General features: G+C 70.5%; 24 protein-coding genes and 3 pseudogenes. 9 read left to right on the forward strand and 18 right to left on the reverse strand.

The features are described 5' to 3' along the window. Positions 1 to 28: 28 nt before the first annotated feature. Positions 29 to 340: a helix-turn-helix transcriptional regulator gene (locus tag OG898_RS32270; RefSeq protein ID WP_250738458.1), complete on the forward strand. Its 312-nt coding sequence runs from the start codon at positions 29 to 31 to the stop codon at positions 338 to 340. Between the two features lie 83 nt (positions 341 to 423). Here the strand turns inward: OG898_RS32270 and OG898_RS32275 are convergent, their stop codons facing one another. The 3 genes from OG898_RS32275 to OG898_RS32285 are packed head-to-tail and all read right to left on the reverse strand — an operon-like array spanning position 424 to position 3875. Then, positions 424 to 1116, reverse strand: coding sequence for an ATP-binding cassette domain-containing protein (locus OG898_RS32275; RefSeq protein WP_250738459.1), 693 nt, complete (start codon positions 1114 to 1116; stop codon positions 424 to 426). Further along, entirely contained in the window at positions 1104 to 2921 is a 1818-nt protein-coding gene (gene pstC / locus OG898_RS32280; RefSeq protein WP_266961757.1) for a phosphate ABC transporter permease subunit PstC, read from the reverse strand. The genes OG898_RS32275 and pstC overlap by 13 nt, the downstream gene beginning before the upstream one ends. A 3-nt stretch (positions 2922 to 2924) precedes the next feature. Further along, on the reverse strand, positions 2925 to 3875 hold the full coding sequence (locus tag OG898_RS32285; RefSeq protein WP_266961759.1) for a phosphate ABC transporter substrate-binding protein: 951 nt from the start codon (positions 3873 to 3875) through the stop codon (positions 2925 to 2927). A gap of 632 nt (positions 3876 to 4507) precedes the next feature. Here OG898_RS32285 and OG898_RS32290 point away from each other — a divergent pair. The 3 genes from OG898_RS32290 (at position 4508) to OG898_RS32300 (ending at position 8870) form a co-directional block, all read left to right on the forward strand. Then, positions 4508 to 6457, forward strand: a complete 1950-nt coding sequence (locus OG898_RS32290; RefSeq protein WP_266961761.1) for an RICIN domain-containing protein — start codon at positions 4508 to 4510, stop codon at positions 6455 to 6457. A 333-nt stretch (positions 6458 to 6790) separates the two neighbouring features. Beyond that, positions 6791 to 7789 carry a hypothetical protein gene (locus tag OG898_RS32295; RefSeq protein ID WP_266961763.1) on the forward strand — a complete coding sequence of 333 codons (999 nt, stop codon included), beginning with the start codon at positions 6791 to 6793 and terminating at the stop codon, positions 7787 to 7789. A gap of 70 nt (positions 7790 to 7859) precedes the next feature. Further along, entirely contained in the window at positions 7860 to 8870 is a 1011-nt protein-coding gene (locus OG898_RS32300) for a clavaminate synthase family protein (RefSeq protein WP_266961765.1), read from the forward strand. Positions 8871 to 9255: 385 nt separating this feature from the next. Here the strand turns inward: OG898_RS32300 and OG898_RS32305 are convergent, their stop codons facing one another. From OG898_RS32305 to OG898_RS32330, 6 genes are all read right to left on the reverse strand, one after another. Next, the gene (locus tag OG898_RS32305) at positions 9256 to 10299 is read right to left on the reverse strand and encodes an iron-containing redox enzyme family protein (protein WP_250738465.1); all 1044 of its coding nucleotides are present in this window, start codon (positions 10297 to 10299) and stop codon (positions 9256 to 9258) included. Then, complete coding sequence (locus OG898_RS32310) at positions 10296 to 10556, reverse strand: CDGSH iron-sulfur domain-containing protein (protein ID WP_250738466.1); 261 nt, start codon at positions 10554 to 10556, stop codon at positions 10296 to 10298. The genes OG898_RS32305 and OG898_RS32310 overlap by 4 nt, the downstream gene beginning before the upstream one ends. Further along, positions 10540 to 11226 carry a HemK2/MTQ2 family protein methyltransferase gene (locus tag OG898_RS32315; RefSeq protein WP_266961768.1) on the reverse strand — a complete coding sequence of 229 codons (687 nt, stop codon included), beginning with the start codon at positions 11224 to 11226 and terminating at the stop codon, positions 10540 to 10542. Before OG898_RS32315 ends, OG898_RS32310 begins: the two co-directional genes overlap by 17 nt. Before the next feature lie 47 nt (positions 11227 to 11273). After that, complete coding sequence (locus tag OG898_RS32320) at positions 11274 to 11504, reverse strand: DUF6479 family protein (RefSeq protein ID WP_266961770.1); 231 nt, start codon at positions 11502 to 11504, stop codon at positions 11274 to 11276. A gap of 162 nt (positions 11505 to 11666) precedes the next feature. Continuing rightward, the gene (locus tag OG898_RS32325; protein WP_250738469.1) at positions 11667 to 11804 is read right to left on the reverse strand and encodes a hypothetical protein; all 138 of its coding nucleotides are present in this window, start codon (positions 11802 to 11804) and stop codon (positions 11667 to 11669) included. A 2-nt stretch (positions 11805 to 11806) separates the two neighbouring features. Beyond that, positions 11807 to 12157 (reverse strand): STAS domain-containing protein, encoded by a 351-nt coding sequence (locus tag OG898_RS32330; RefSeq protein WP_266961772.1) that lies wholly within the window; start codon positions 12155 to 12157, stop codon positions 11807 to 11809. A 121-nt stretch (positions 12158 to 12278) separates the two neighbouring features. Here OG898_RS32330 and OG898_RS32335 point away from each other — a divergent pair, with 121 nt between their 5' ends. Continuing rightward, the gene (locus tag OG898_RS32335) at positions 12279 to 12617 is read left to right on the forward strand and encodes a winged helix-turn-helix domain-containing protein (protein ID WP_250738471.1); all 339 of its coding nucleotides are present in this window, start codon (positions 12279 to 12281) and stop codon (positions 12615 to 12617) included. 97 nt (positions 12618 to 12714) lie between these two features. Here OG898_RS32335 and OG898_RS32340 read toward each other — a convergent pair. Then, positions 12715 to 12798, reverse strand: a pseudogene (locus tag OG898_RS32340) (metallophosphoesterase); the annotation flags it as partial. A 23-nt stretch (positions 12799 to 12821) separates the two neighbouring features. Here OG898_RS32340 and OG898_RS32345 point away from each other — a divergent pair. From OG898_RS32345 to OG898_RS32355, 3 genes and pseudogenes are all read left to right on the forward strand, one after another. Next, positions 12822 to 13016: pseudogene (locus OG898_RS32345) on the forward strand (NAD-dependent epimerase); the annotation flags it as partial. Between the two features lie 186 nt (positions 13017 to 13202). Continuing rightward, complete coding sequence (locus tag OG898_RS32350) at positions 13203 to 13526, forward strand: plasmid stabilization protein (RefSeq protein ID WP_266961774.1); 324 nt, start codon at positions 13203 to 13205, stop codon at positions 13524 to 13526. A gap of 15 nt (positions 13527 to 13541) precedes the next feature. After that, positions 13542 to 14219 (forward strand): HAD family hydrolase, encoded by a 678-nt coding sequence (locus OG898_RS32355; RefSeq protein WP_250738473.1) that lies wholly within the window; start codon positions 13542 to 13544, stop codon positions 14217 to 14219. Between the two features lie 150 nt (positions 14220 to 14369). Here OG898_RS32355 and OG898_RS32360 read toward each other — a convergent pair whose 3' ends face one another. The 5 genes and pseudogenes from OG898_RS32360 to OG898_RS32380 form a co-directional block, all read right to left on the reverse strand. Next, a complete protein-coding gene (locus tag OG898_RS32360) occupies positions 14370 to 15221 on the reverse strand; it encodes an aldo/keto reductase (protein WP_250738474.1) in 852 nt (283 codons plus the stop codon). Positions 15222 to 15398: 177 nt separating this feature from the next. Beyond that, the gene (locus OG898_RS32365) at positions 15399 to 15845 is read right to left on the reverse strand and encodes a flavin reductase family protein (protein WP_266962684.1); all 447 of its coding nucleotides are present in this window, start codon (positions 15843 to 15845) and stop codon (positions 15399 to 15401) included. A gap of 77 nt (positions 15846 to 15922) precedes the next feature. Then, a complete protein-coding gene (locus tag OG898_RS32370; protein ID WP_323182869.1) occupies positions 15923 to 17191 on the reverse strand; it encodes a mycothione reductase in 1269 nt (422 codons plus the stop codon). After that, positions 17113 to 17289 (reverse strand): annotated as a pseudogene (locus tag OG898_RS32375) (FAD-dependent oxidoreductase); the annotation flags it as partial. The gene OG898_RS32370 and the pseudogene OG898_RS32375, both read right to left, overlap by 79 nt. A 101-nt stretch (positions 17290 to 17390) precedes the next feature. Further along, positions 17391 to 17927 carry a hypothetical protein gene (locus OG898_RS32380; RefSeq protein ID WP_266961776.1) on the reverse strand — a complete coding sequence of 179 codons (537 nt, stop codon included), beginning with the start codon at positions 17925 to 17927 and terminating at the stop codon, positions 17391 to 17393. A gap of 757 nt (positions 17928 to 18684) precedes the next feature. Here OG898_RS32380 and OG898_RS32385 point away from each other — a divergent pair. Continuing rightward, positions 18685 to 18810, forward strand: coding sequence for a hypothetical protein (locus OG898_RS32385; protein WP_266961778.1), 126 nt, complete (start codon positions 18685 to 18687; stop codon positions 18808 to 18810). Between the two features lie 187 nt (positions 18811 to 18997). On the opposite strand, the gene OG898_RS32390 is transcribed toward OG898_RS32385, so the two are convergent. Genes OG898_RS32390 through OG898_RS32400 form a run of 3 tightly spaced genes read right to left on the reverse strand, consistent with a single transcriptional unit; the run spans position 18998 to position 21998 of the window. Continuing rightward, the gene (locus OG898_RS32390; protein WP_266961780.1) at positions 18998 to 19456 is read right to left on the reverse strand and encodes a MaoC family dehydratase; all 459 of its coding nucleotides are present in this window, start codon (positions 19454 to 19456) and stop codon (positions 18998 to 19000) included. 54 nt (positions 19457 to 19510) lie between these two features. Then, positions 19511 to 21073: a long-chain fatty acid--CoA ligase gene (locus OG898_RS32395; protein WP_266961782.1), complete on the reverse strand. Its 1563-nt coding sequence runs from the start codon at positions 21071 to 21073 to the stop codon at positions 19511 to 19513. Positions 21074 to 21110: 37 nt separating this feature from the next. After that, the gene (locus tag OG898_RS32400) at positions 21111 to 21998 is read right to left on the reverse strand and encodes an amidohydrolase family protein (protein WP_266961784.1); all 888 of its coding nucleotides are present in this window, start codon (positions 21996 to 21998) and stop codon (positions 21111 to 21113) included.

The following is a 21998-nucleotide window of genomic DNA, read 5'->3' on the forward strand; positions in this document are numbered from 1 at the left end:
CCGGTCCCGCGCATGAGATCTTCGGCGGATGCTGACATCAGTTGACGGTGACGTCTTACGCGTACTGGCCGAGCCCCTGCGCCTCAAGATCGTGACCCTTCTGGCGGGCGAGGCCCTCTGCACGACCCACCTGGTCGAGGAGACCGGGGCGCGGCAGACGAACCTGTCGAACCACCTGAAGGTCTTGCGGGAGGCCGGCCTCGTCGAGACCGACCCTTGCGGGCGTTGGACGTACTACCGCCTCAAGCCCAGCGGGCTGGCGATGCTCGCCGCCGAGCTGGGACGGCTCGCGGCCACCGCGCAGGAGACCGCCGACAGCGGCCGCAAGCGCGACTGCTGATCCGGGTACGGAAAGGCCGATGGGCAGCCGGCGCCTCGTACGCCGACTGCCCACCCGCACCGCGTTCTTGTGCCCCGTACGTCTCAGGTCGTCATGACGACCTGCTGGGGCAGGGCGACCGGCGGATCCAGCATGACCTTCCTGTCGCAGAGCCGCTCCACCTGCGCCGGGTCGTGGGAGACGAGCAGAACCGTCCGGCGCCCGCGCAGAGCGGCCACCGACTCCTCCACCGTGTCCCTGCTCCGCTCGTCCAGGGCGCTGGTGGGTTCGTCGAGGAGGAGAGCGGCCGGTTCCAGCGCAAGTGCCCTGGCCAGGCACAGCCGCTGACGTTGGCCGGCGGACAGCGTCTGCGCCGGCGCGTCGAGCCGGTCGCAGACCTCCTTCCACAACCCTGCTTCGTTCAGGGCCTGTTCGGCACGTTCCTCCATGACCTGCCGCGAGGCGCGCAGGACGTGCCGGATGCCGAAGAGGGCGTTGTCGAGGACGCTCCCCCCGAAGACCACCGGGGTCTGCGGCACGAGGACGACCTTGGCCCGCAGGTCCGCGTCGCCCTTGCCGGCGGCGATCGGCCGCCCGAGCACCTCCAGGTCGCCGTCCCGTGCGAGACCTGCGGGCAGCAGGTCCACGAGTACGCGCAGCAGCGTCGACTTGCCCGCCCCCGAGGGCCCGCACAGGCCGGTGGTCGACCCGTGTTCGAGCCCGAAGGAGACCGGTCCGACGAGGGTCTTGTCGCGGTCGCGCACGCGGAGGTGCCGCACCGTGATTACGTGGTCCATCGCTCTCCTTCAAAGCGGTTGCGCAGCGCGACGGCCACGCACAGGAGTACCGCGGTGATGAGCACCAGGACCATAGCGCTTCCCCACGCTTGCGCAACCGCCTGGGGATCGCCCGAGTCCTGGGACAGGGTGAAGATGTGCGTGGGCAGGGACTGCACCGGTGACGCCACGATGCCGCCGGGCAACGCCGGAGCGCCGAAGAACACCGTGGCGGTGAAGATCAGCGGCGCCGTCTCCCCCGCGGCACGGGCCAGACCGAGCAGCAGGCCGGTGATGGTCGCGGGCCAGGTGTACGGCACGACGACCGACCGGATGTACTGCGCGCGGGTCAGCCCGAGCGACAGGGCGCTCTCCGTAGTCTCCGTCGGCATGCTCCTGACGCGGCCCGCGGTGGTCAGGGCGACCACGGGGACGACAACGGGGACCAGGACGATGGCCCCGGCCAGCCAGGACCTCCCCCAGCCCATGGCGGTGCAGAGGATCACGAACCCGGCCAGGCCCAGCAGGATGGTCGGTGTACCGCCCACGACGACGGTCACCGTCTGGAGCACCCGCGCGGCGCGCTTCGAGGCGTGGACACCCAGCAGGATCCCGGCACCGAAGCCCAGGGGCAGGGAGATGAGCCCGGTGGTGACCACCAGCAGGAGCGTGCCGACGATCTGACCGCTCACTCCGCCGCCGGCCGCGCCCACCGCGGACGAGAACCAGAACGCCGGATTGAACGCGACGCTCCCCCGCGTCGCCAGGATGCCGAGCATGCCCAGCAGCAGCACACCGGGGAGGAGCAGGGCCGCGAGCCGCATGGAGCCGACGACACGGTCGAGTTCCCCGCGCATCCGGGCGGCCTGCCGGTGCCCGCCCCGGCGCCGAACGGACTCGGACCGCGTCTTGCCCCGCGACCCCCACACCGTCGCCGCTGCGACCAGGCCGAGGAGTACCAGGCCCAGGCCGCAGATCGAGGCGAAGTACGGGCCCGAGGTGCCGGCGAGCACCGGCTCCGGGCCTGCCAGCTTCGTGGTCAGGGTCTGGCCGGGGTGGACCAGCGAGTCGAGTACCCCGCCGAGGGAGGAGGGCAGGCGCCCGTCGGCCCGTCCCACCACCAGGAACACGGCGATGGCCTCGCCGAGCGCACGCGCGAGCCCGAGCAGGACTCCCGCCCGCATGCCCGACCGCGCGAGCGGCAGGACCGCGGAGCGGACCACCTCGCGGCGGGTGAGGCCGAGGGAGAAGGCCGCCTCCCGGTAGCGGTCCGGGACCGCGGAGAGCGCGTCCACGCTCACGGCCACGATGGTCGGGGTGATCATGACCGCGAGCACGATCCCGGCCGCGAGGAGGCTGTCGCCACCCGGCACGTCCGCCAACGACGCGATCACCGGCCTCACGACGAGGATGCCGATGAGCCCGTAGACGATGGACGGCACGGCCGCGAGCAGCTCCACGCTCATGCGGAGCGGCCGCGCGAGCCTCGGAGGCAGGTACTCCGACAGGGCGATGGCCGCCGCCCAGCCGACGGGCACCGCGAGCGCCAGGGCCACCAGGCAGACGACGGCCGAGCCGTAGATCATGGCCAGCCCGCCGAAGACGGAGTCGACGGGGTTCCAGGACGCTTCCGTCAGAAGCTCATGCCAGTCGATCTCACCGCCCGCGACGCCCACACCGAGGTACCCGATCAGTACCAGCAGGACGCCGGCCATGAAGAGCGCGCCGGTGAACACCCAGGCCCAGATCCACCTGGACCGGTAGGGACGTGGCGATGCCTCCGGCTCCGGTGCGGCCGGTGGCCGCTCCAGGGTCTTGACGGCCATGGGCTACTTCCCGATTTGCTTGAGGGTCAGGTAGCCGTGCTTCGGCAGGAGCTCCTGGCCCTTCTCGGACACCAGGTAGTCGATGAGCTTCCTCGAGGTGTCCTTGGGCTGGCCGTTCGTGACGAGGAACAGGGGCCTGGTCATCGGGTACTTGCTGGAGGCGACGTTCTCCATGGTCGGGGCTATGCCGTCCAGGGAGACGGCGACGAGCTTGTCGCGCCCGTCGATGAATCCGGTCGAGAGCGGGCCGACGGCTCCCGGGGTCGACTCCAGCTTGTTGCGGGTCTCCAGGTTGCCGCCCACGATGGCGAAGTGGTCGGAGTTCGGCGGCGGCGGGGGCTTCTCGCCGTGGTAGAGGTACTTGTCGAGCACCTCGCGCGTGCCTCGGCCGGGCTCCTTGTCGTAGACGAAGACCTCCAGGTTCGGGCCGCCCACCTGGTTCCAGTTGGTGATCTTTCCTTCGAACAGGCCGCGGACCTGTTCGGCGGTCAGGTTCTTCACCCCGGCGTCGGCCACCTGCTTGCTGATGATCACGCCCACCGCGTCCGAACCGATCTGCGTCGAGACGAAGTCGGCCTTCGGGTTGTCGGCGCGGTCCTTGTCACCGATGGGCTTCGAGCTGAGCGCGACATCGATCTGTCCTGCACCGAGCTGGGAGATCCCGCCGGCGGAACCGCCCTGCGTGGCGACGGTGATGTTCAACCCCTGCGCCTTGAGCGCCTCTGCGGCGTCCGCGACCACCGGTGCCACGGTGGTGGAACCGCTGGCTTGCAGGGCCTTGCCGCCGCCGGCGGCGGCATCGGCATCGGCGCAGGCCGTCGCGAGGGAAGCGAGCAGGGCCACGGCGAGGGCGACGCTGGTCAGGCGCCCCTTCCCGGTGGCCGACCGCGACGACCGCGCCCCGTCCGACATCAAGTCCTGCGCCTGTTCTGACGATTCGGCAGTGCGGGACATGCGGGATCCTCCCCCAGTGAGCCTCTGATTTGAGCGGAGTCTAAGCAGGCAGCGAGGCGGCTGGAAACCCTTCATCAACTACCCGTCGTTCAAGTGGCGTTCACAATTCCCCTACTTTCCGTACATCCCTCGTTTCCTTGATCGACCCTTTAGGTTCGCCGGGCCCTGGAGGCGCCCGGAAGGACGCCAACTGACGCCTGAACCATAGAAGTTCCCGATCACTCTTGCGGGGATCCGCGCACGTCACGCACTCATGTCCTGGACAGGCCCAGGGGCGGTCCCGCGATGGCGGCGGCCCGGGTCCCGGCGGGCCGAGAGCGGGAGCTCCTCGCCGTAACGGCTGCGGCCGTGACCGCCCAGGGAGCCATGTACACGGGCCCGGGCCGAGGGCGCCCGGCCCTGACCCAGCTACCCGACCACCACGTCTGCGTCCTGCGTGAGGAGCAGATCGGGCCGGGTCGGGGACGTGATCGATTCCAGGTGAGCGGGAGCCTGTGAGCCACCGTCAGAGCCAGGGAGCCCACTCGGCCATGCTCAATGATGCTCGGTGGAGCCGACTTTCAATCCGATATTGACACGGCGGGTGCGCTGCGTTGCACTTGTGCGCAATTCGCCACCCGCCGGAGGACGCTATGCGCATCCGCTCCGCCCTCACCGCTGCCCTGTGCGCCCTCACTTGTGCCCTCGGCGTTGCCACGCCCGCCCGGGCCGCGGACTCAACCTTCTACCTCGACTGCGCCGCAGGCAGCGACACCGCGGCCGGCACCTCACCCGCCACCGCGTGGCGCTCGCTCGCCAAAGTGAGCGCCACCGTCTTCGCGCCGGGCGACCGGATTCTGCTCAAAAGAGGGGCGGCCTGCACCGGGACCCTCGCCCCGCAGGGCTCCGGTGTCCCCGGCCGCCCCATATCCGTCGACGCCTACGGCAGCGGTGCGGCCCCACTGGTCGCGGGTGCTGGCGCCCCACGCGCGGTGGTGCTGCGAAACCAACAGCAGTGGGAGATCCGCAACCTGGAGATCACCAACTCCGGAGCGACCAAGGGGAATCGCCGCGCCGTTTCGATCGAACTGAGCGACTACGGCACCGCGAGCCACTTCGTACTGGAGAACCTCGACATCCACGACGTCAACGGTGACGACACCAAGGACCTCGGGGGCAGCGGCGGCATCTACCTGACGGTCGGCGGCACCGCCGTACAGACCCGGTTCGACGACGTGGCGATCCGTGGCAACAGCATCCGCACCGTGGACCGGGAGGGGATCTTCTTCGTCTCCACGTGGAACCGCTCCGGCTTCGAGGCACCGAGCGCCGGCACGTTCATTCCCTGGACCGGCGTGACGGTCAGCGGCAACCGGCTGAGCGACCTCGGCGGCGACGGCATCGTGGCGGGCAACACCGCCGGTGTCCTGGTCGAGCACAACACCGTGCAGGGCTTCCAGCGACGCTCGGCCGGCTACAACGCGGGCATCTGGGCGTACGACTCCGACAACGCCCTCTTCCAGTACAACGAGGCGAGCGGCGGCGTCTCCACCCGGGACGGCATGGCGTACGACATCGACCAGGGCAGCGTCGACACGGTCTTCCAGTACAACTACAGCCACGACAACGCGGGCGGCTTCTTCCTGCTGTGCAACGCCAACGGCATCCTGCGCGGGGCCGTGGTGCGCTACAACATCAGCCAGAACGACGCCTACCGCGGCATCGAGAACTGCTCGGGCCCGATCGAGTCCGCCGACGTCCACAACAACACGATCTACATCGGCCCGGGTGTCAGCCAGTCCGTGATCCAGGAGAACAACACCACCACCCGGCAGGTCAAATTCCGCAACAACGTTGTGGTGAAGGCTGGTTCGGGCACTGCCTCGATGACCCTGCGCAGCGGTGGCTACCAGCTCGACCACAACCAGCTGGTCAACATCACCGGTGCCCCTGCCGGCGCCGGCGGCACCAGCGACCCGCTCCTACGTGCCGCCGGCACCGCCACCGACCGCGCGCACGCCGACGGTTACCGGCTCTGCGCCGGTTCGCCGGCGCTGGCGGCCGGGGCAGCGATACCCGGCAACGGCGGGTACGACTACTTCGGCAACCCGGTCCCCGCAGCCGGTGCACCGGCGATCGGCGCGGCCGAAGGCCCGGGCGTCAACTGCACCGGGCCGGTCAACTCCGGTGCCACCTACCGGATCGGACGCACCGGAGGCGCCCAAGTAGTGGACGTACCCGGGGCGGTCGGCACCGGTGGTACCCAACTGATCCAGTGGACCTGGCACGGCGGCAACAACCAGCGCTGGACCTTCACCGCCAATGCCGACGGCAGCTGGACGGCGCGCAACGTCCAATCCGGACTGTGCATGGACGTCAACGCCAACTCCACCGGCGCCGGAGCAGCCGTCATCCAGTGGACCTGCACCGGAAACGACAACCAGCGCTGGCGGATCACCCCGACCCCCGGTGGCGGCCACACCCTGACCTCCGTCCGCAGCGGCCTGCTGCTCACCGCCGCGGATGCCACCGACGGCGCCCGGCTCACCCAGCAGCTCAACTCCGCTACCGCCAACCAGAACTGGACCTTCACCCTCAGCTGAGCTCTCTGGAGCGCGCCTGCGCCGACCAGCAACAGGTCCAGAGCGCCCCATCGACCTACGCCGCGCCGGCTTCGGCTGGTTCACGATCGCAGAAACCCAACTGCCGACCGGATGCCACGGGGCGCGCCCTCTCGGCCAACTCCGGTGCACCGCGGTGGAATGGTCTTACAGATCAGGTTTCGTGTGGAGTGTTCGTGGCGAAGTACTTCAACCATGGGCTTATCACCGGTTGCCGGTCATCCTGCTGTCGCTGTCTTCCGAGACCCTCAAGGTGGGCGGCCCGTCCCGGTGTTGGGCCCACGCGTCGATGCCGAGGCGCATCGGACCGCGCGCGTGCTGGCCTCGGTGTCGACCCATGCCAGACCTGTCGAGCGCACCCTCGCGCTGCGGCAGGCCACCACGGTTGCCGGTGAGTTGGCGGCCGCTCTGTCGGAACTGGCTCCGGCCGTGGTCGGTGAGGGCCTGCCGGCGGAATCGACCAGTCAGTCGTTCTTCCGTGTCCGTGAGGGGGAGCTGTCGGATCAGCAGGCCGCCCTGCACGGCGCCCTGGTCATCCACCGCGGTCTGGAAGACCTGTGTGATGCTCCTCTATCGGGCTCCGACTTGGCGCTGGAGGTTGCCGGGATGCGGCAGTCGGTGCTCGATCTCACCGGTGCAGCGCCGGGCGCCGACCCTGGCTCCGTCCCGCCGATGGCCGGCCACGAGACCGGTGCGGGGGCGTCGTTGGAAAGTGTGTGGAGTGCTCGGTGGCTCATCGGTCACCAGGTCCATGTCCTGTTCAACGTCTGCGCCGCCGTCGCCGTGGCCGACGCCACCCACCATCTGCGGCTCGGCGACGGCGATGCCGCGCTGACGCGGCTGGCCGATGCGACGGTGTATGTGCGCGGCTTCCCGGCAGCGATGGCCCACGCCAGTACGATCCCGGCCGACTACTACATGGCGGCGATACGCCACACGATGGCGCCTCCGGCGGTGGACATCCCGTTGAGCGGGCGCCAGCATCGCGGATACAAGCTGTTCCGGGCGGCGATGAAGGACCTGCTGTCCGTGGTTCCCGACTCCTACGAGCACTTGGCGGCCCGCGCCCCGGAGCTGGCCGAGACACGGGGTGCTCTCCTGGAAGCCGACATCGTGGACGGTGAACGGCACGTCACCCTCGCGTACTCGATGGTGCATCTGCGTCGTTCCATCGCTCAGAAGGCCGAAGGCCCCGACAACGCCGTGGCCGAACTACGGCTCATGCGCCATCGCCGCGCGGCCCAGTACGCCTCGCTGATCCGATTCGGTGACCACTACATCGCCGATGCCGTGGCCGGCCTGCGCCACTCGTGAGTCCCCGCTTCCGCAGTCCGCGCTTCCGCAGTCCGCGCGTCCGCAGTCCACGCCCCGGCAGGAGACCCTGATGCCCGAGACCACGCCCGACACGACCCGGAGCAGCGTCGTCGCCGCGGATCGGGAGCTGGATCCGGCCGATGCCGGCGCGTGCGAGCGGCTGGCCCGCACCCTGTGCACCCGCGGGGACGACCGGGTCGACAGCCCCGAGTGGGTGGCACGGGCCCGGGACCTCTGGGAGGACCTTCCGCTGCTGTTGCGCCGCGAAGTGCGACGGTTCCGACGGCATTCCGGCCCGCACGGGACCTTGGTGATCGGCGGCCTGCCCGTGGATCAGGCGGGCCTGCCCGCGACGCCGACCGTACCCGGCTCGGTCCAGCGCCAGGCCACCATCCCGGCTGCGGTGCTCGCCATGGTGGCCTGCGGGCTCGGCGAGCCCCTCGCCTACCTCGCGGAGAAATCCGGCGCCCTCGTGCAGGACGTCGTGCCCGTCCCCGGGCAGGAGACCTTCCACGGCAACGCCGGATCGGTGCCCCTGTCCTTCCACACCGAGAACGGCTTCCACCCCCACCCGCCCGACTATGTGATCTTCCTGTGCCTGCGTGCCGACCACGACCGGATCGCCGGCATGCGCGTCGCCGGCATCCGCCAAGCGCTGCCGCTCCTCACCCCGGCCAGCCGCGAGGCCTTGTTCACATCGGAGTTCGTCACCACACCGCCGCCCTCCTTCGGCCCCGGCGCCGCCACGGCCGACCCCGCTGCCCGGCCGCGACCGGTGCTGTCGGGAGCAGTCGAGGATCCCGACATCCGCATGGCTCAACTCGTCACCACCCCGCTCACCCCCCGAGCCGCCGCGGCACTGGCCGAATTCGGCCGCGCCTGCGAGGCGACCGCCCGCACCCTGCGCCTGACACCCGGCGACCTGGTCGTCATCGACAACCGCGTCACCGTCCACGGCCGCACCGCCTTCCACCCCCGCTACGACGGAGCCGACCGCTGGCTGCAACGCACCTACGTCACCACCGACCTGCGCCGCTCCCGCGACCACCGCCCCCACGACGGCCACGTACTCGCCCGCTGACCAGCCGTGAACAGGGACGCCACGTGAGGCGCTGGCTCCCCTGACGGTACGTGAGCACAGAAGGGCAACCGGCCGTCTGCGCGGTGACAGGTAGGAGGGGGCCCTGTCATGGACGCCCCTGAACTCTCGCAGCAGGAACTGAAGCTCCTGAGCGACATCGAACAGGAGCTGCGCGCCGATCAGCTCCTGGGCCGCCGACTGCGCACCCTGCGCCGTGGCTTCCGCCCTTGGACAACCCCAGGGGACCGGCACCGCCCCCATAGGCTCGGTCTGTGCACCGCGCTGCTCGGAGTCGCCTGCGCGATGCTCTTCGTACGGGCCGTGGCCACCTCGTCGAACAGCACCAGCCCACGGCGAAGGCTGGGAGTCGGGTTCGGGCGGCCGCTCACACCCCCAGCAGGGGCGAACGCAACGCGCTGCGCCCCTGGTCCCAGGCCTCGCGGATGTGGTGTGCCAGGCGGTCTTCCAGGAGGACGGTCGCCGCGCAGCCGAAGGCGACGTCCGCCTCCAGCTCCGGCTCGTCGGCCAGGAGTCCGCCGATCACCTCGCGGCGTACGACCTGTTCGTGGACGGCGTCGGCCTCGACGTGCTCGGCGTAGAAGTGCTCGGCGGCGGGTCCCGCGCCGCAGCGCCGCATGGCCTTGGCCAGGCGTCGGGACCCGGGCGAGGAGGTGACCTCGACGCAGGCGAAGTGGCCGACGAGAGCGCCGCGCAGGGCCCGGTGCAAGCCGAAGAGGGACATCAGGTTCACAGTCGCGAGCAGGGGCGCGGGCGCTCGGTCCAGGTACAGGCCGTAACGGGGATCCAGGTGGAGGTCCGCCATGAGGTCCGCGAAGAGCCGTGCGTGGACGCGGTCCGCGCGGCCGGCGCCGAACTCGTCGTACTCGATGGCGGCCAACCCGGCCTTGGCCCGGCCGGTGAGCCGGGGGATCGCCCAAGCGTGCGGGTCCGCTTCCTTCAGGTGGTAGAGGGATCTGAGGGCCGCGTACTCGCGTAGCTGCCATAGCTCGCCCTCGGTTTCGAGGTAGTGGGTGAGGCTGCCGGAGAGGGCTATCGGCTCCACGAGGAGCGGCGCGAAGGCTTCCCCGACCGATCGGGGCGCGTCGGACAGCTCCGTGCGCAGGGCGTGGAGGAAGCGGGTCTCCATGGCTTGGCGGAGCCGGAGCAGGTCGGGGTCCCATTCGCGTTCGTCGTCCACGCCTTCGAAGCCGCGGTAGTGCAGTTCGTAGAGCAGGTACAGGGCGAGCTGGAGGTCCTCGCCCGCCGGGTCCGCTTGCAGTATCGCCTTGGGGGCGTAGACCGGCGGGCCGCCGTAGCGCAGGGCCTGGGTCACGGCCCGGGACAGCTCGCCCCGGCCCGCGACCAGCCGGGGGCCGGCGGTGGCCGACGTCGTGGTCGGGCTGGGAGTGGTCGGGCTGGGAAGGGTCATGAAGGGTTCCTGTCCTCGGGCGGCGCGGCGGGCCGCTCGCGGTCTCGGTGGCTGGTGTCGCACCACGGGTACGTACGGCTGCGGCGGCAGGTGCACACCGCGACCATGAAGCGGTCGGACCGGGCGACCGTCCCGTCGTCGAGGACGACCTCGACCGGCCCCTCGACCAGGACCGGCCCGTTCGGTTCCAAGGTCACCCGGCGGGCGGGCCCCGCTGCGGAGACCGGGCATGGGTCACGTTCAGGCGGGCCGTGCACGGATGATCACCAACTCTTCCCATTCCTGGGCTTCGGCCGCCAGCCCCCGCTGCTCGAGCCAGGACCGTCGCGAACGCAGTACGGGACCCCACGGCACGGAGACCTTCGCGGTGACCTCGGCGGCCAGCCCCACCCTGGCCAGGCTCTCCAGCGTCTCCTCGGCCCGGCACATCTGTGAGTGCACGAGGAGCAGGACGCCCCCGGGACGCAGCAGGGCCGGGGCCCTCCCGCAGATCCGGTCGAGGACCGCGCGCCCGTCGGGGCCGGCGTCCCAGGCCCGCTGCCGACCGTGCGACGGAAGCCGGACCTCCGGCGCCGGTACGTACGGCGGGTTCGCCACGACGAGGTCGAAGCGACGGCCCGCGGTGCGTGCCGCGAAGTCGCCGTGCAGGACGCGCAGGGGCAAGCGGCGGCGCAAGGAGTTCAAACGAGCCGTGACCACAGCGGGCCAGGAAACATCGACGGCCATCACCCGGGCTCCCGTGGCCGCGGCCTGCAGCGCCAGCGCTCCGGTGCCCGTACCGATCTCCAGCACGTCACTCTGCGGCCCGAGCTCCTCCTGGTCGAGCGCCTCCGCGAGGAGAAGGGTGTCCGGCTGTGGCCGGTAGACGCCGGGTAGGGCCATCAGTCCGGCGGGCAGCAGGGGCAAGGACAGAGCCGAACCGGACATCGCGCACCTCCTGGTCGTACCGCACTTCCTGGCCCCATCGGGCGTGCTCAAACCCGGGGACCGTGGCCGGCGGCGTCGTCGTCCGGTGTCTGCCAGGAGTCCTCACGCTGCCGTGCCGCGGGGTTCTGCTCGGCCGGCCGGACAGGGGCACGGCGCCGTGCGCTCCGCCGGCTGCCGTACCAGAACGCACCGAGCAGAAGCACGACCACCACCACTCCGGCGATCACGAGGAAGAGCGCGCCCTGGCCTTCGGCAGCAAGACTTTCGGTAGGAATCATGGCTGGCGCCTACCCGCGATCGGCGGATCTACGGATCCGTACGCGGTCACCACCCCGTGAGGTACACCCGAGGTCATCTTCGGTGTCCTGGTACGGGTCCCCGCCAAGGTGACCGGCACCGTGTCCTCTTCCTCATCGGTTCGAGGAGTACTCCACAGCGCGTCAGTGCATGGCGGTGGGATCCGGGGTGCGGGCCGCTTCGACGGCTCGGTCGGCGGGGACGGGCAGGTCGCGGCGCTGCTCGGTTCTCGGGGCAGGGGGAAAGGGGACGGTCATGACGATCTGGTCTTCGACGTGCACGGTCAGGTGAGGGAGGTGCGGCAGCCGGTGAGCTCCAGGAGCCGCTCCACGCAGGGGCTGGTGGCGGTGATGCGCAGGCTCCTGCCCGCCCGCCGCGCCGTGGAGCGTGCGACCAACAGCGCGTTCAGGCCCGCGCAGTCACAGAAGCCGAGCTGCTGCAGGTCCAGGAGCAGGTTGCCGCGCTGGGCCGCGAGAGCGGTGAGGAGGGTGTCACGGAGCAACGCGGCGTTGTCGAAGTCGATTTCGCCGCACACGCGGACCTCGACGCTTCCGGGCGGGCCCGCTTCCACGCCGATCTCCAGCTCCTCGACGGTGGTGGTGTCGAGGTCGGTTTCGTACATGAACCCTGTCATGACGGCCTCCCCGAATGTCCTGGGGTTGCTCCTTCAACAGCATGGTCTGCACGGGTGGAACGTACGTCAAGAATTACCTGAAAATATGGACGTATGCACAATATTCGGGCAGGCTGGGGGTATGGGTGATGCAGCTTCGGCTCAAGCGCCGTGGACGTTCCTGACCAGCCACGCACGCGTACTCCTGACCCTCGCCAGGGATCCCACCGTCCGCCTGCGGGACGTCGCGGAGACCTGCATGCTCACCGAGCGGACCGTCCAGTCGATCGTCGCCGACCTGGAAGGGGCCGGATACCTCACCCGGGTACGCGAGGGACGCCGCAACCACTACCGGATCACCCCCGGAGCCAAATTCCGCCACCCCGCGGAAGCCGACCGCGACATCGCCGAGCTCCTCGCCCTGTTCGCACGGGAACCGGGCACGGCCGGGAGCCCCCGCCCGGAACGGCAGCAGGCCTGATCGCTGCGCGCGGCAAGCGACGCCGCCCAGCACGCGAACGAGCCGACTCCGATGACGCTGACAGGGTCGGTTCGGGCACTCGCGCGGCGCCTGATCCGAGGTGGTACACGGCGAAGGCACGGTCGATCACGGGCATCGCCACGTTGCGCACCCGTACCCCGCCGGCCGTCATCCCGTGCTCGGCGACCACCTGCGCCTCTGCCGGCGTGGCGGATGCACCTGGTGTCCGCTTCCCCCGACCTGTTCGACGCCGTGCTGCGGCTCCCCCTGCTCGACTGCGCACGAGCAAGGTCCGAACTCGGCTGGGCGCCCCGGCGTACGGCGCTCGAGGCCGTCGGGGAGTTCCTCGACGGCCTGAGGCAGGAGGCGGGCATGGAGACCGCACCCTGGAGGCCTTAAGCAACGCGAGGCTTCCGCCCGCCCAAGGCGTCAGGGCGCGAGGAGTGCGAAGGCGGGCGGAGGGTACACGCACGACGTGTTCCCGGTGGTCCGGAGCAGGAGCCGGGGGGCCGATCCGTTGCCGCCGGACGCGGCCAACAGCGGTTTCGTACTGAAGGCCGCCCCCGTCCAACAGAGGAGTCCGTCATGCCCCGAGGATCCAGTCCGAAGCGTGAACGGCAGTACGAGCACATCAAGGAGAGTGCGCAGGAGCGCGGCGAGAGCCCGGAGCGCGCGAAGGAGATCGCGGCCCGGACCGTGAACAAGGAGCGGGCCCGCTCGGGCGAGTCCAAGACGGCGAGCAAGAGCTCGATCGAGGACATGTCGTCCTACAAGCGCGGCGGCCAACGCTCCCACAGCGGCGCACAAGGGCCCACGTACGACCAGCTCTACGCAGAGGCCAAACGCCGCAACCTGCACGGCCGCTCCTCCATGAACAAGGCCGAACTCAAGCGCGAGCTCGGCCGCTGACCACCGGGAGCGCGCATGAACCGGGCCGCGCTGTTCGACGTCGACGGCACCCTCGCCGACACCAACCACCTGCACGTCACGTGCTGGTGGGAGGCCCTGCGACAGGGTGGACACGACGTCGCCATGCACGACATCCACCGCGCCATCGGCCTGCCCGGTGGGGACCTCCTCGCACATCTGCTGGGCGAACACCACGACACCGACCGGGACGACACGCTGACCGCCGCGCACGACACCCTCTACGGCACGTACTTCGACCGCTTGCCGCCCCTGGACGCGGCAGCCGACCTGCTGCGCGAGCTGGACCGGCGCGGCTGGCGCGTCGTACTCGTCACCTCCGCCCAGCAGGCCGAACTCGACGCTCTGCGGCGTGCCGTCGACGCCGACGACGCCATCACCGCCACAGCCAGCGCCGACGACGTGGAGGACGGCAAGCCCGCACCCGACCCGGTGCGCCACGCCCTCGACCTCGCCGACGCACCCGCGCGCGGCTCCGTCTTCGTCGGGGACACGGTCTGGGACATGCGGGCAGGCAGCCGCGCCGACGTCACCTGCGTGGGACTGCTGAGTGGCGGCATTCCCCGCGGCGACCTCGAAGAGGCCGGGGCGCGGGCCGTGTACCGGCATCCCGCCGACCTCCTGGCCCACCTCGGCGACAGCCCGTTCGCCGACACGGCCGGCCGTGCCCCGTGAGGAGACGACCGGAAACCCGGCCTGTGCTCACGGCGTCGCCGCGGGGCTCCAGGGAGTACCCATGGTGGCTCCCCTGTAGTGACGGTCACTCCCGGACGGGCCACCCCCGAACAGCGGGGGGGTGCCCGCCGTCCGTATGCACAGGGCCGGTCAGGCGTCGAGCCGGTGCTTGCCGAGCCTCTCGACCATGGCCGGGTCACGGTGGTCGAAGAAGAGCGAGCTGCCGGTGTCGAGGGTGGCGATGGCCGTCATCTGCTCGTCGGTGAGTTCGAAGTCGAAGACGTCGAAGTTCTCGGCCATGCGCTCGGTCCGTACCGATTTCGGGATCGCGACGACGCCGCGCTGGGTCAGCCAGCGCAGCACGACCTGGGCGACGGACTTTCCGTACTCCTTGCCGATCTCTGCCAGGAGCGGGTTGGCGAACAGGTCGTTCCTGCCCTCGGCGAAGCCGCCCCAGGACTGGATCTGGACACCGCGCTCGCGCATCAGTTCCTGATAGTCGGCGCGCTGGAAGAAGGGATGGGTCTCGATCTGGTTGACGGCCGGGGTGATGTCGTTGTTGAGGATCAGGTCGAGCAACCGGTCGGGGTAGAAGTTGGCGACCCCGATCGCTCGCGCGAGGCCCGCGCGGTTGAGGGATTCCATGGCTCGCCACTGGCCGTAGACGTCGCCGAAGGGCTGGTGCACCAGGTACAGGTCGACGTGGTCGAGGCCGAGCTTGGTCAGGGAGGTCTCGAAGGCCCGCCGGGTGTTGTCCTCGGCGGGGGCGTCCTGGACCCACAGCTTGGTGGTCACGAAGAGTTCCTCGCGGGAGATGCCGCTGTTCCTGACGGCTCGGCCGACGGCTTCCTCGTTGCCGTAGGCCGCGGCGGTGTCCAGGAGCCGGTAGCCGGCGGCGAGCGCGTCGGTGACGGCCCGCTCGGTCTGCTCCGCCGGGATCTGGTAGACGCCGAAGCCGAGGATGGGCATCCGGATACCGTTGTTCAGGGTGATGTGCCGCATGGTTCTCCCGTCTCTGCGCAGGTGCGGGTGGGTCGCTGCTGGACCGGTGGTTCTCGGCCACACTCCCGCACCGGGGTCGTCATCGCGCGCCGACGGGGCCCGGGCCCTGAGGCGGAGGTTGCCCTTGATGGTCCGGGCGGGCGGTCTCGAGGGTGTCCGGCGCCGCGCTCGGCGGTCTCAGGCGGGGTGACCCGGGTCGAGATCCCGCAGCTCCCGGTACCGGAGGAGCGGGGGTGGCGGACCCTCGATCGGCGGGCACACCGCCACCGGCGCCAGGAGAAATCCCACGTGATCTCCGCCTTCGATCCGCCCATCGATCCGGCCGGTGAACCAGCTGCACACTTGCTCGAGGACCGGGCTGCCCGCTTCGCCCGGACGCCAGCCGACGGCGCTGAACTTGTCCACCCGGTCGCCCGTTTCCTCTCCGAACAGCTCCGCCAGCGCCCGGTCCTCCCGGCGGAGCAGATGCACGGTGAGGTACTCGGCCTCGCGAGCGACGCGGTAGGTGTGGTTGGCGGTCGACAGCCAGACGGTGAACCTCGGCGGGTCGATGGAGCACTGCGAGGCGAAGCCCACCAGGCATCCCGCGCGCCCGGCGGCGGAGGCGGCCGTGACCACGTACATCGGTCCGTCGAGCACGTCGGTGAAGTGGTCGAACTCTGCTGTCACGGCGCCTCCTCGCGCACTCTCGTGGCACCCAGTCACATGCCGAGGTCGAGGAGCGCGTTCTCCACGACCTCGGTGAGCGCGGGATGGATCCAGTACGGGGACTTGGCGAGGGTGACGGCGTCGATGCCCAGAGTCGCCGCCAGGACGAGGGGCTGGATGAGTACGGAGGCCTGCGCACCCAGCAGGTGCGCGCCGAGGATCCGTCCGGTGCCGGGCTCGGCGAGGACCTTGCAGAAGCCGGTCGTGTCCTCCATCGCCCAGCCGTAAGCGGTGTCGCCATAGCCGGCCGTGCCCACCCGGTAGTCCACTCCCCTGTCGCGGCAGTCCTGTTCGGTGGCGCCGACGGAGGCGATCTGCGGTTGGGTGAAGACCGCCGCCGGCACCAGGTCGTGGTCGGCGGCGATCAGGTGATCCGGGCTGCGGAGATTGTGCGCGACCACTTCCGCCTCCCGGTTGGCCACGTGCTTGAGGGGCACCGGCGAGCAGATGTCACCGAGCGCGAACACGCCTTCCACGGTGGTGCGCTGGTGCGCGTCGACGAGTACGCGGCCGTCGTCGTGGGTGGCGATGCCGGCCGCTTCGAGGTGGAGCCGGTCACTGTTCGGAACACGGCCGACGGCAACGAGCAGCATGTCCGCCTCGATCGTCGATCCGTCGTCCAGGGTCAGCCGCAGCTCGCCCGGTCGGCCACTGACCGCCGTGACCTCCCGACCGAGCCTGAGGTCGTAGCGGGAGCGGACCAGCTCGGTGAACCGCTCGGCGACCGTCTCGTCCTGCGGGCCGAGCAGGCGCTCCTCCTTCTCCACGATGGCGACGGAGCTCCCCACCTCGGCGAACACCTCGGCAAGCTCCGCGGCGACGTACCCGCCGCCGAGGACCGCCAGGCGCCGGGGCGGGGCGTCGATGCGCATCACGGTGTCGGACGTCTCGTACGGCAGCCCCGCCCCTGCGACGGGACCGGGTACCAGCGGCCGGCTGCCCGCCGCGACGACGATCTGCCCGGCACTCACGTCGACGGCACCCTCCGCCCGGTCGATCCGCAGGGTCCGCGGGCCGGTGAACCGCGCCGTGCCCTCGTACACGGTGATCCAGTCCTCATCCGTACGGCCCCTGCGGCCCTGGTCCCGTTCGGCATCCAGCCGTCGGAAGACCCGGTCGCAGCTTCCCGCCAGCGCACCGCTCTCAGCTCGGCGTCCACGTCGAACGTCCCGGTTTCCCGGACGGTGCGCGCGACGTGGGCGGTGTGGGCGAGCATCTTGCTCGGGACGCAGCCGGCGTTCAGGCAGGTTCCGCCGAACCAGCGCTCCTCGACGATGGCCACGTCGAGACCGGCGAACGAGTCGTCGATGACGGCATTGCCGGATCCCGCACCGATGACGACAAGATCATGATGGCGCATCCGGCCAGCCTACGAGGCCCCTCGCCGGACCGGTCCGCCGACGCGCTGGCCCCGGCCGAGGCCCCGAGGCGGCCCGAGGCGGCCCGGCGCGGGAGTCCGGCTCAGGTGGTCAGGAGGCGGTTGAAGAAGGAGCGGTAACGCTGAAGGGCAAGGCGGAGGTCTTCGGTGGCGACTTCCCCGCCGCTCTGCCATTGCTCCTCCAGGGCACCCTTGCGTTCGGCGAAGGTGCCGGCCAGGTGCTGCATGACGGAGGCGACCAGCGCGTCCGCCTCGCGGACGGATTCCCTGGGGTCGTCCACGAAGCCTCCCTGGATCCGGGCCCACTGGTCCCGGAACCCCTCCGCCTCGGACTCCGGCAGCAGCGGAGCCTCGTCCCCGAGCGGGGCGGCTGAGGTACCGGAGGGCGCTCCCGCGACCGCGGACGTTCCGGCCGCTTCCTCGTACGCATCGGTGCCCGCATCGGCGGCGTCCGTGTCGGGGCCGGGGTGCAGGCCCAGGCGGCGGAAGAGGAGCTGCTGGTCCGCGGGCAAGTCGCGGTAGGACAGTTCGAAGGCGGTCGCGACGGCCCGGTTTCCGGCGGCGAGCTTGCCCAGCAGGTCCCGGGCGGTCGTGAAGTCGGTGGTGTGCCGCCCTGGCATCGAGGCCGTCGGGAACCAGCTGCGGAGGTATCCCGCATGCGGTGAGGAGCGAGGCCAGCACCGCGGCAGGATCGGCCTGGGACCGACCGGGTGTGTGGGTGTCCAGGCGGACGAACAACTGCCCGTCGGGGAACCGGTCGGCGAGGAGGTGAGCGGCGTGAACCGCGAGCGCGGTCTTGCCCACCCCTGCCATGCCGTCCATGGTGTAGATGGCCAGTACCCCACCAGCGTCACCGGCCTGCACGAGCTGTTCCAGCTCCGCGTCACGGCCGGTGAACGATGCCACGTCGCGCGGAAGCGTCCGCAGTACCGGAGCCGTGCCCGGCGACGGCGTTTCCAGCGCCCTGGCGCGAGTGTCCGGGCCGGCCGCACTGGGGTCTGGGCCTTCTCCAGCAGGTCGCGCCAGTACCTCTCGTTGGGCCTCTCCCCAGCCCACTCGCTCCACACCTGGACCAGCGCGAGAACCTGCTCGCTGCTGCCGGGGCTGGGCACGGTCACGCGCTTGGGGGGAGCGGTCAACCAGGCGCTGATCGCCTGGAATCTCACGGTCACCTTGTACTTCGTCCGCACCGTCGCGGCCGCAGCCGTACGCCGCGAGCTCGGCAGGTTCGCGGCCTTGCGGGCACGCTCGGCACGTGCCTCCAGAGCGCGTTCGTCCGGAACGTCATCCCGTTCGGACACACGCCCCCGCGGGCCCGGAATCTCAGGTCAGCACCCGGCCGAAGGAGCCGGGCGCCACCACCCGAAGGGGCCCAGGATGAAGGACAAGCGCACCATTCGCCGACTCGGCCGCGCCGCGATGTTCAGCGCCGTACGCGGTGCCGGTACCGCCGCCGGCTCTGCCTTGATCGCCGCCGCCATCTTGTGGATCGGAAACCGCTGACACCGACCGCATCACACTGCGGCTGTGCCATCCGGCCCAGGGCCACACCGCTTCATGCGCACGACGGCTCGCCGTCATCATGGCGCAGGGGATTCCGGGGCCGCGGTCGACGACCCGGATCTCGACGTCGGCGTATCCTCCGCGGCTTCACCACGCGCCTTGTCGCAAAAGCCGGCATCGGGGGCGATCAGGCGTAGTGGCGGTAGACGGCCTGGGCCACGCAGGCCGGCTTGTCGTTGCCCTCGACCTCCACCGTGAACGTCAGCGGCATCTGGACACCATTGCCCTTGACCTCCTCCACGGTGCCGACGGCGCCGTGGAGGCGCATCTTCGCGCCGACCGGCACGGGGCTGGGGAAACGGACCTTGTCCAGGCCGTAGTTGACGCTCATCGTGGTGCCGGTGATGGTGAGGAGCTCGCCGAAGAGCGGGATGATCAGGGCGAGGGTGAGGTAGCCGTGGGCGATCGGGCCTCCGAAGGGGCCGTCCTTGGCCTTCTCGGGGTCGGTGTGGATCCACTGGTGGTCGTCGGTGGCGTCGGCGAAGGTGTTCACCCGGTTCTGGGTGATGTCGAGCCATTCGGTACGGCCGAGGTCGGCTCCACTGAGGGACTTGAGTTCTTCGAGGCCGTTGACGATGGTCGGCATGGAGGGACCTTTCGGTGGTGCGGGCAGCGCTGAGCGCGGCCTGCAAGCGGGGTTTCAGCGGTGGGGGTGGTGGGGGTGGTCTGCGGGACCGTCCGCGTAGGTGTCGCGCACGGTGGGCTTGATGATCTTTCCGGAGGCCGTACGGGGCAGGGTGTCCGTGACGATCACGGACTTGGGGATCTTGTACTTGGCGAGCCTGCCGTGCAGGTGGCCGAGGATGCCTTGCTCGTCGGCGCGAGCTCCGGGCTCGAGGATGACGACGGCGCGGCCGACTTCGCCCCAGACCGGGTCGGGTACCCCGATGACCGCGCATTCGGCGACGGCCGGGTGGGTGAGGAGCGCGTCCTCGACCTCGGCCGGGTAGACGTTCTCGCCGCCCGAGACGAACATGTCCTTGACCCGGTCGACGATGTAGGCGTACCCGTCGCCGTCGGTCCGGGCCACGTCGCCGGTGCGCAGCCAGTGGCCGCCTGCGCCGGCGGTGAAGGCGGCCTCGGTGTCCTGCGGCCGGCCCCAGTACCCGGTCATGACGTTGGGGCCCTGGACGAGGACCTCACCTCGCTGTCCGGGCTCGGCGTCCCGGCCGTCGGGCAGGACCACACGGATGTCGGTGAAGAAGTGCGGCACGCCCGCGGATCCGGCCTTGGCCGAGGTCTGCTCCCTGTCCAGGAAGAGGACTCCGGGGGACGCCTCGGTCATGCCGTAGCCCTGGCTGAAGGCGAGGCCGCGGGCGAGGTAGGCGGCGATGGTGCGTGCCGGTACCGGTGCGCCGCCGCAGTTGAGGGTGCGCAGGCTGGACAGGTCCGTCGTCGCCCACCGGGGCCGGGCGGCCATGGCGTCGTACATGGTGGGGACGCCGAACATGTACGTCACACGCTGGTACTCGATGGTCTCCAGGACGCGTTCGGCATCGAAGGAACCGAGCAGCACCACCCGGCCGCCCTTGAGGAGGGTGGGCAGGCAGGTCATGTTGAGGCCGGCGGTGTGGAACAGCGGGGCGACGACCAGGGTCACCTCGTCGCCGGCGAGGTCGGTGTCGACGAGGACGTTGACGCTGTTCCAGATGATGTTGCCGTGGGAGAGTACGGCGCCCTTGGGACGGCCCGTGGTCCCGGAGGTGTACATGATCATGCAGGTGTCCTGCGGCGCCACGACCTCGTCCAGGGGCACGACAGCGCCGCCGGCGAGGAACTCCTCGTACCCGAGGACGCCCTCGTCGGGACCGTCGAGCGCGATCCGGTGCCGCACCGCGGCCTCGTCGGCCGCAGCGCGTGCGGCCCGGGCCTGCTCCGGCGCGTGGACGAGGACGACGCTGCCCGAGTCGGACAGGTTGTACGCCAGTTCCGGTGCGGCCAGCCGGGTGTTGAGCGGGACGAAGACCGCCCCGAGCAGGCCGGCGGCGAACAGCGTCTCCAGGAAGGCGGGATGGTTGGGGCCGAGGTACGCGATCCGGTCGCCCCGGCCCACTCCCAGCTCCCGCAGGGAATGGGCGAGGCGCAGGACGCGCTGATGGAGCTCGCTGTAGGTCCAGGAGCGGTCCTCGTGGACGAGCGCGACCCGGTCCGGGGTCTTGCGGGCCCGGCGCGTGGGCCACGAGCCGATGCCTTGGTTCAACACGGCGACTCCTTCGATTCCTTCACTTCCTTCGGTTCCTTCAGTCGGTGAGCAGGCCGAGCAGGCGGGCGGCGTTCTCCTTGAGGATCTTCGGCCGGACCTCGGGCTTGATGTCGAGCTTCGCGAAGTCGGCGAGCCACCGGTCGGGGGTGATCACGGGGTAGTCGGAGCCGAAGAGCACCTTGTCCTGGAGCAGGGTGTTGGCGTAGCGCACGAGCTGCGGCGGGAAGTACTTCGGGGACCAGCCGGACAGGTCGATGTACACGTGCGGCTTGTGGGTGGCCACCGCCAGGGCCTCGTCCTGCCACGGGAAGGACGGGTGGGCCAGAATGATCCGCAACTCGGGGAAGTCCACGGCGACGTCGTCGACCAGCATGGGGTTGGAGTGCTTCAGCCGGATGCCTCCGCCGCCCGGTACGCCGGCGCCGATGCCGGTCTGGCCGGTGTGGAACAGTGCGGGCACACCGAGTTCCTCGATGGCCTCGTACAGCGGATAGGCCATCCGGTCGTTCGGGGAGAACGCCTGGATGCTGGGGTGGAACTTGAAGCCGCGGACGCCGTGTTCCTCCACCAGGCGCCGTGCCTCGCGCACGCCCGCGCGCCCCTTGTGCGGGTCGATGCTCGCGAAGGGAATGAGCGCGTCCGCATGGGCGGCGCAGCTCTCGGCGATCTCCTCGTTGGAGATCCGCGGGTGGCCGGTGGCGTGTTCGGCGTCGACGGTGAACACCACGGCCGCCATGCGGCGTTCGCGGTAGTGGGCGGCCATCTCCTCGATGGTCGGCTGCCGGTGGCCGTGCGCCTTGAAGTACGTCTCGGAGGCGCCGAACAGTTCGGGACTCAGCGCCCCGTGGCCGTCCTTGGAGACCTCGGCGTGCGTGTGCACGTCGATGGCCGTCAGCCGGTCCGGGTCGAGCGTGAGGTCACCCAT

Origin of the sequence: Streptomyces sp. NBC_00193 (assembly GCF_026342735.1) — a bacterium.
In the GTDB taxonomy this organism is placed as follows: Bacteria; Actinomycetota; Actinomycetes; order Streptomycetales; family Streptomycetaceae; genus Streptomyces; species Streptomyces stoeckheimensis.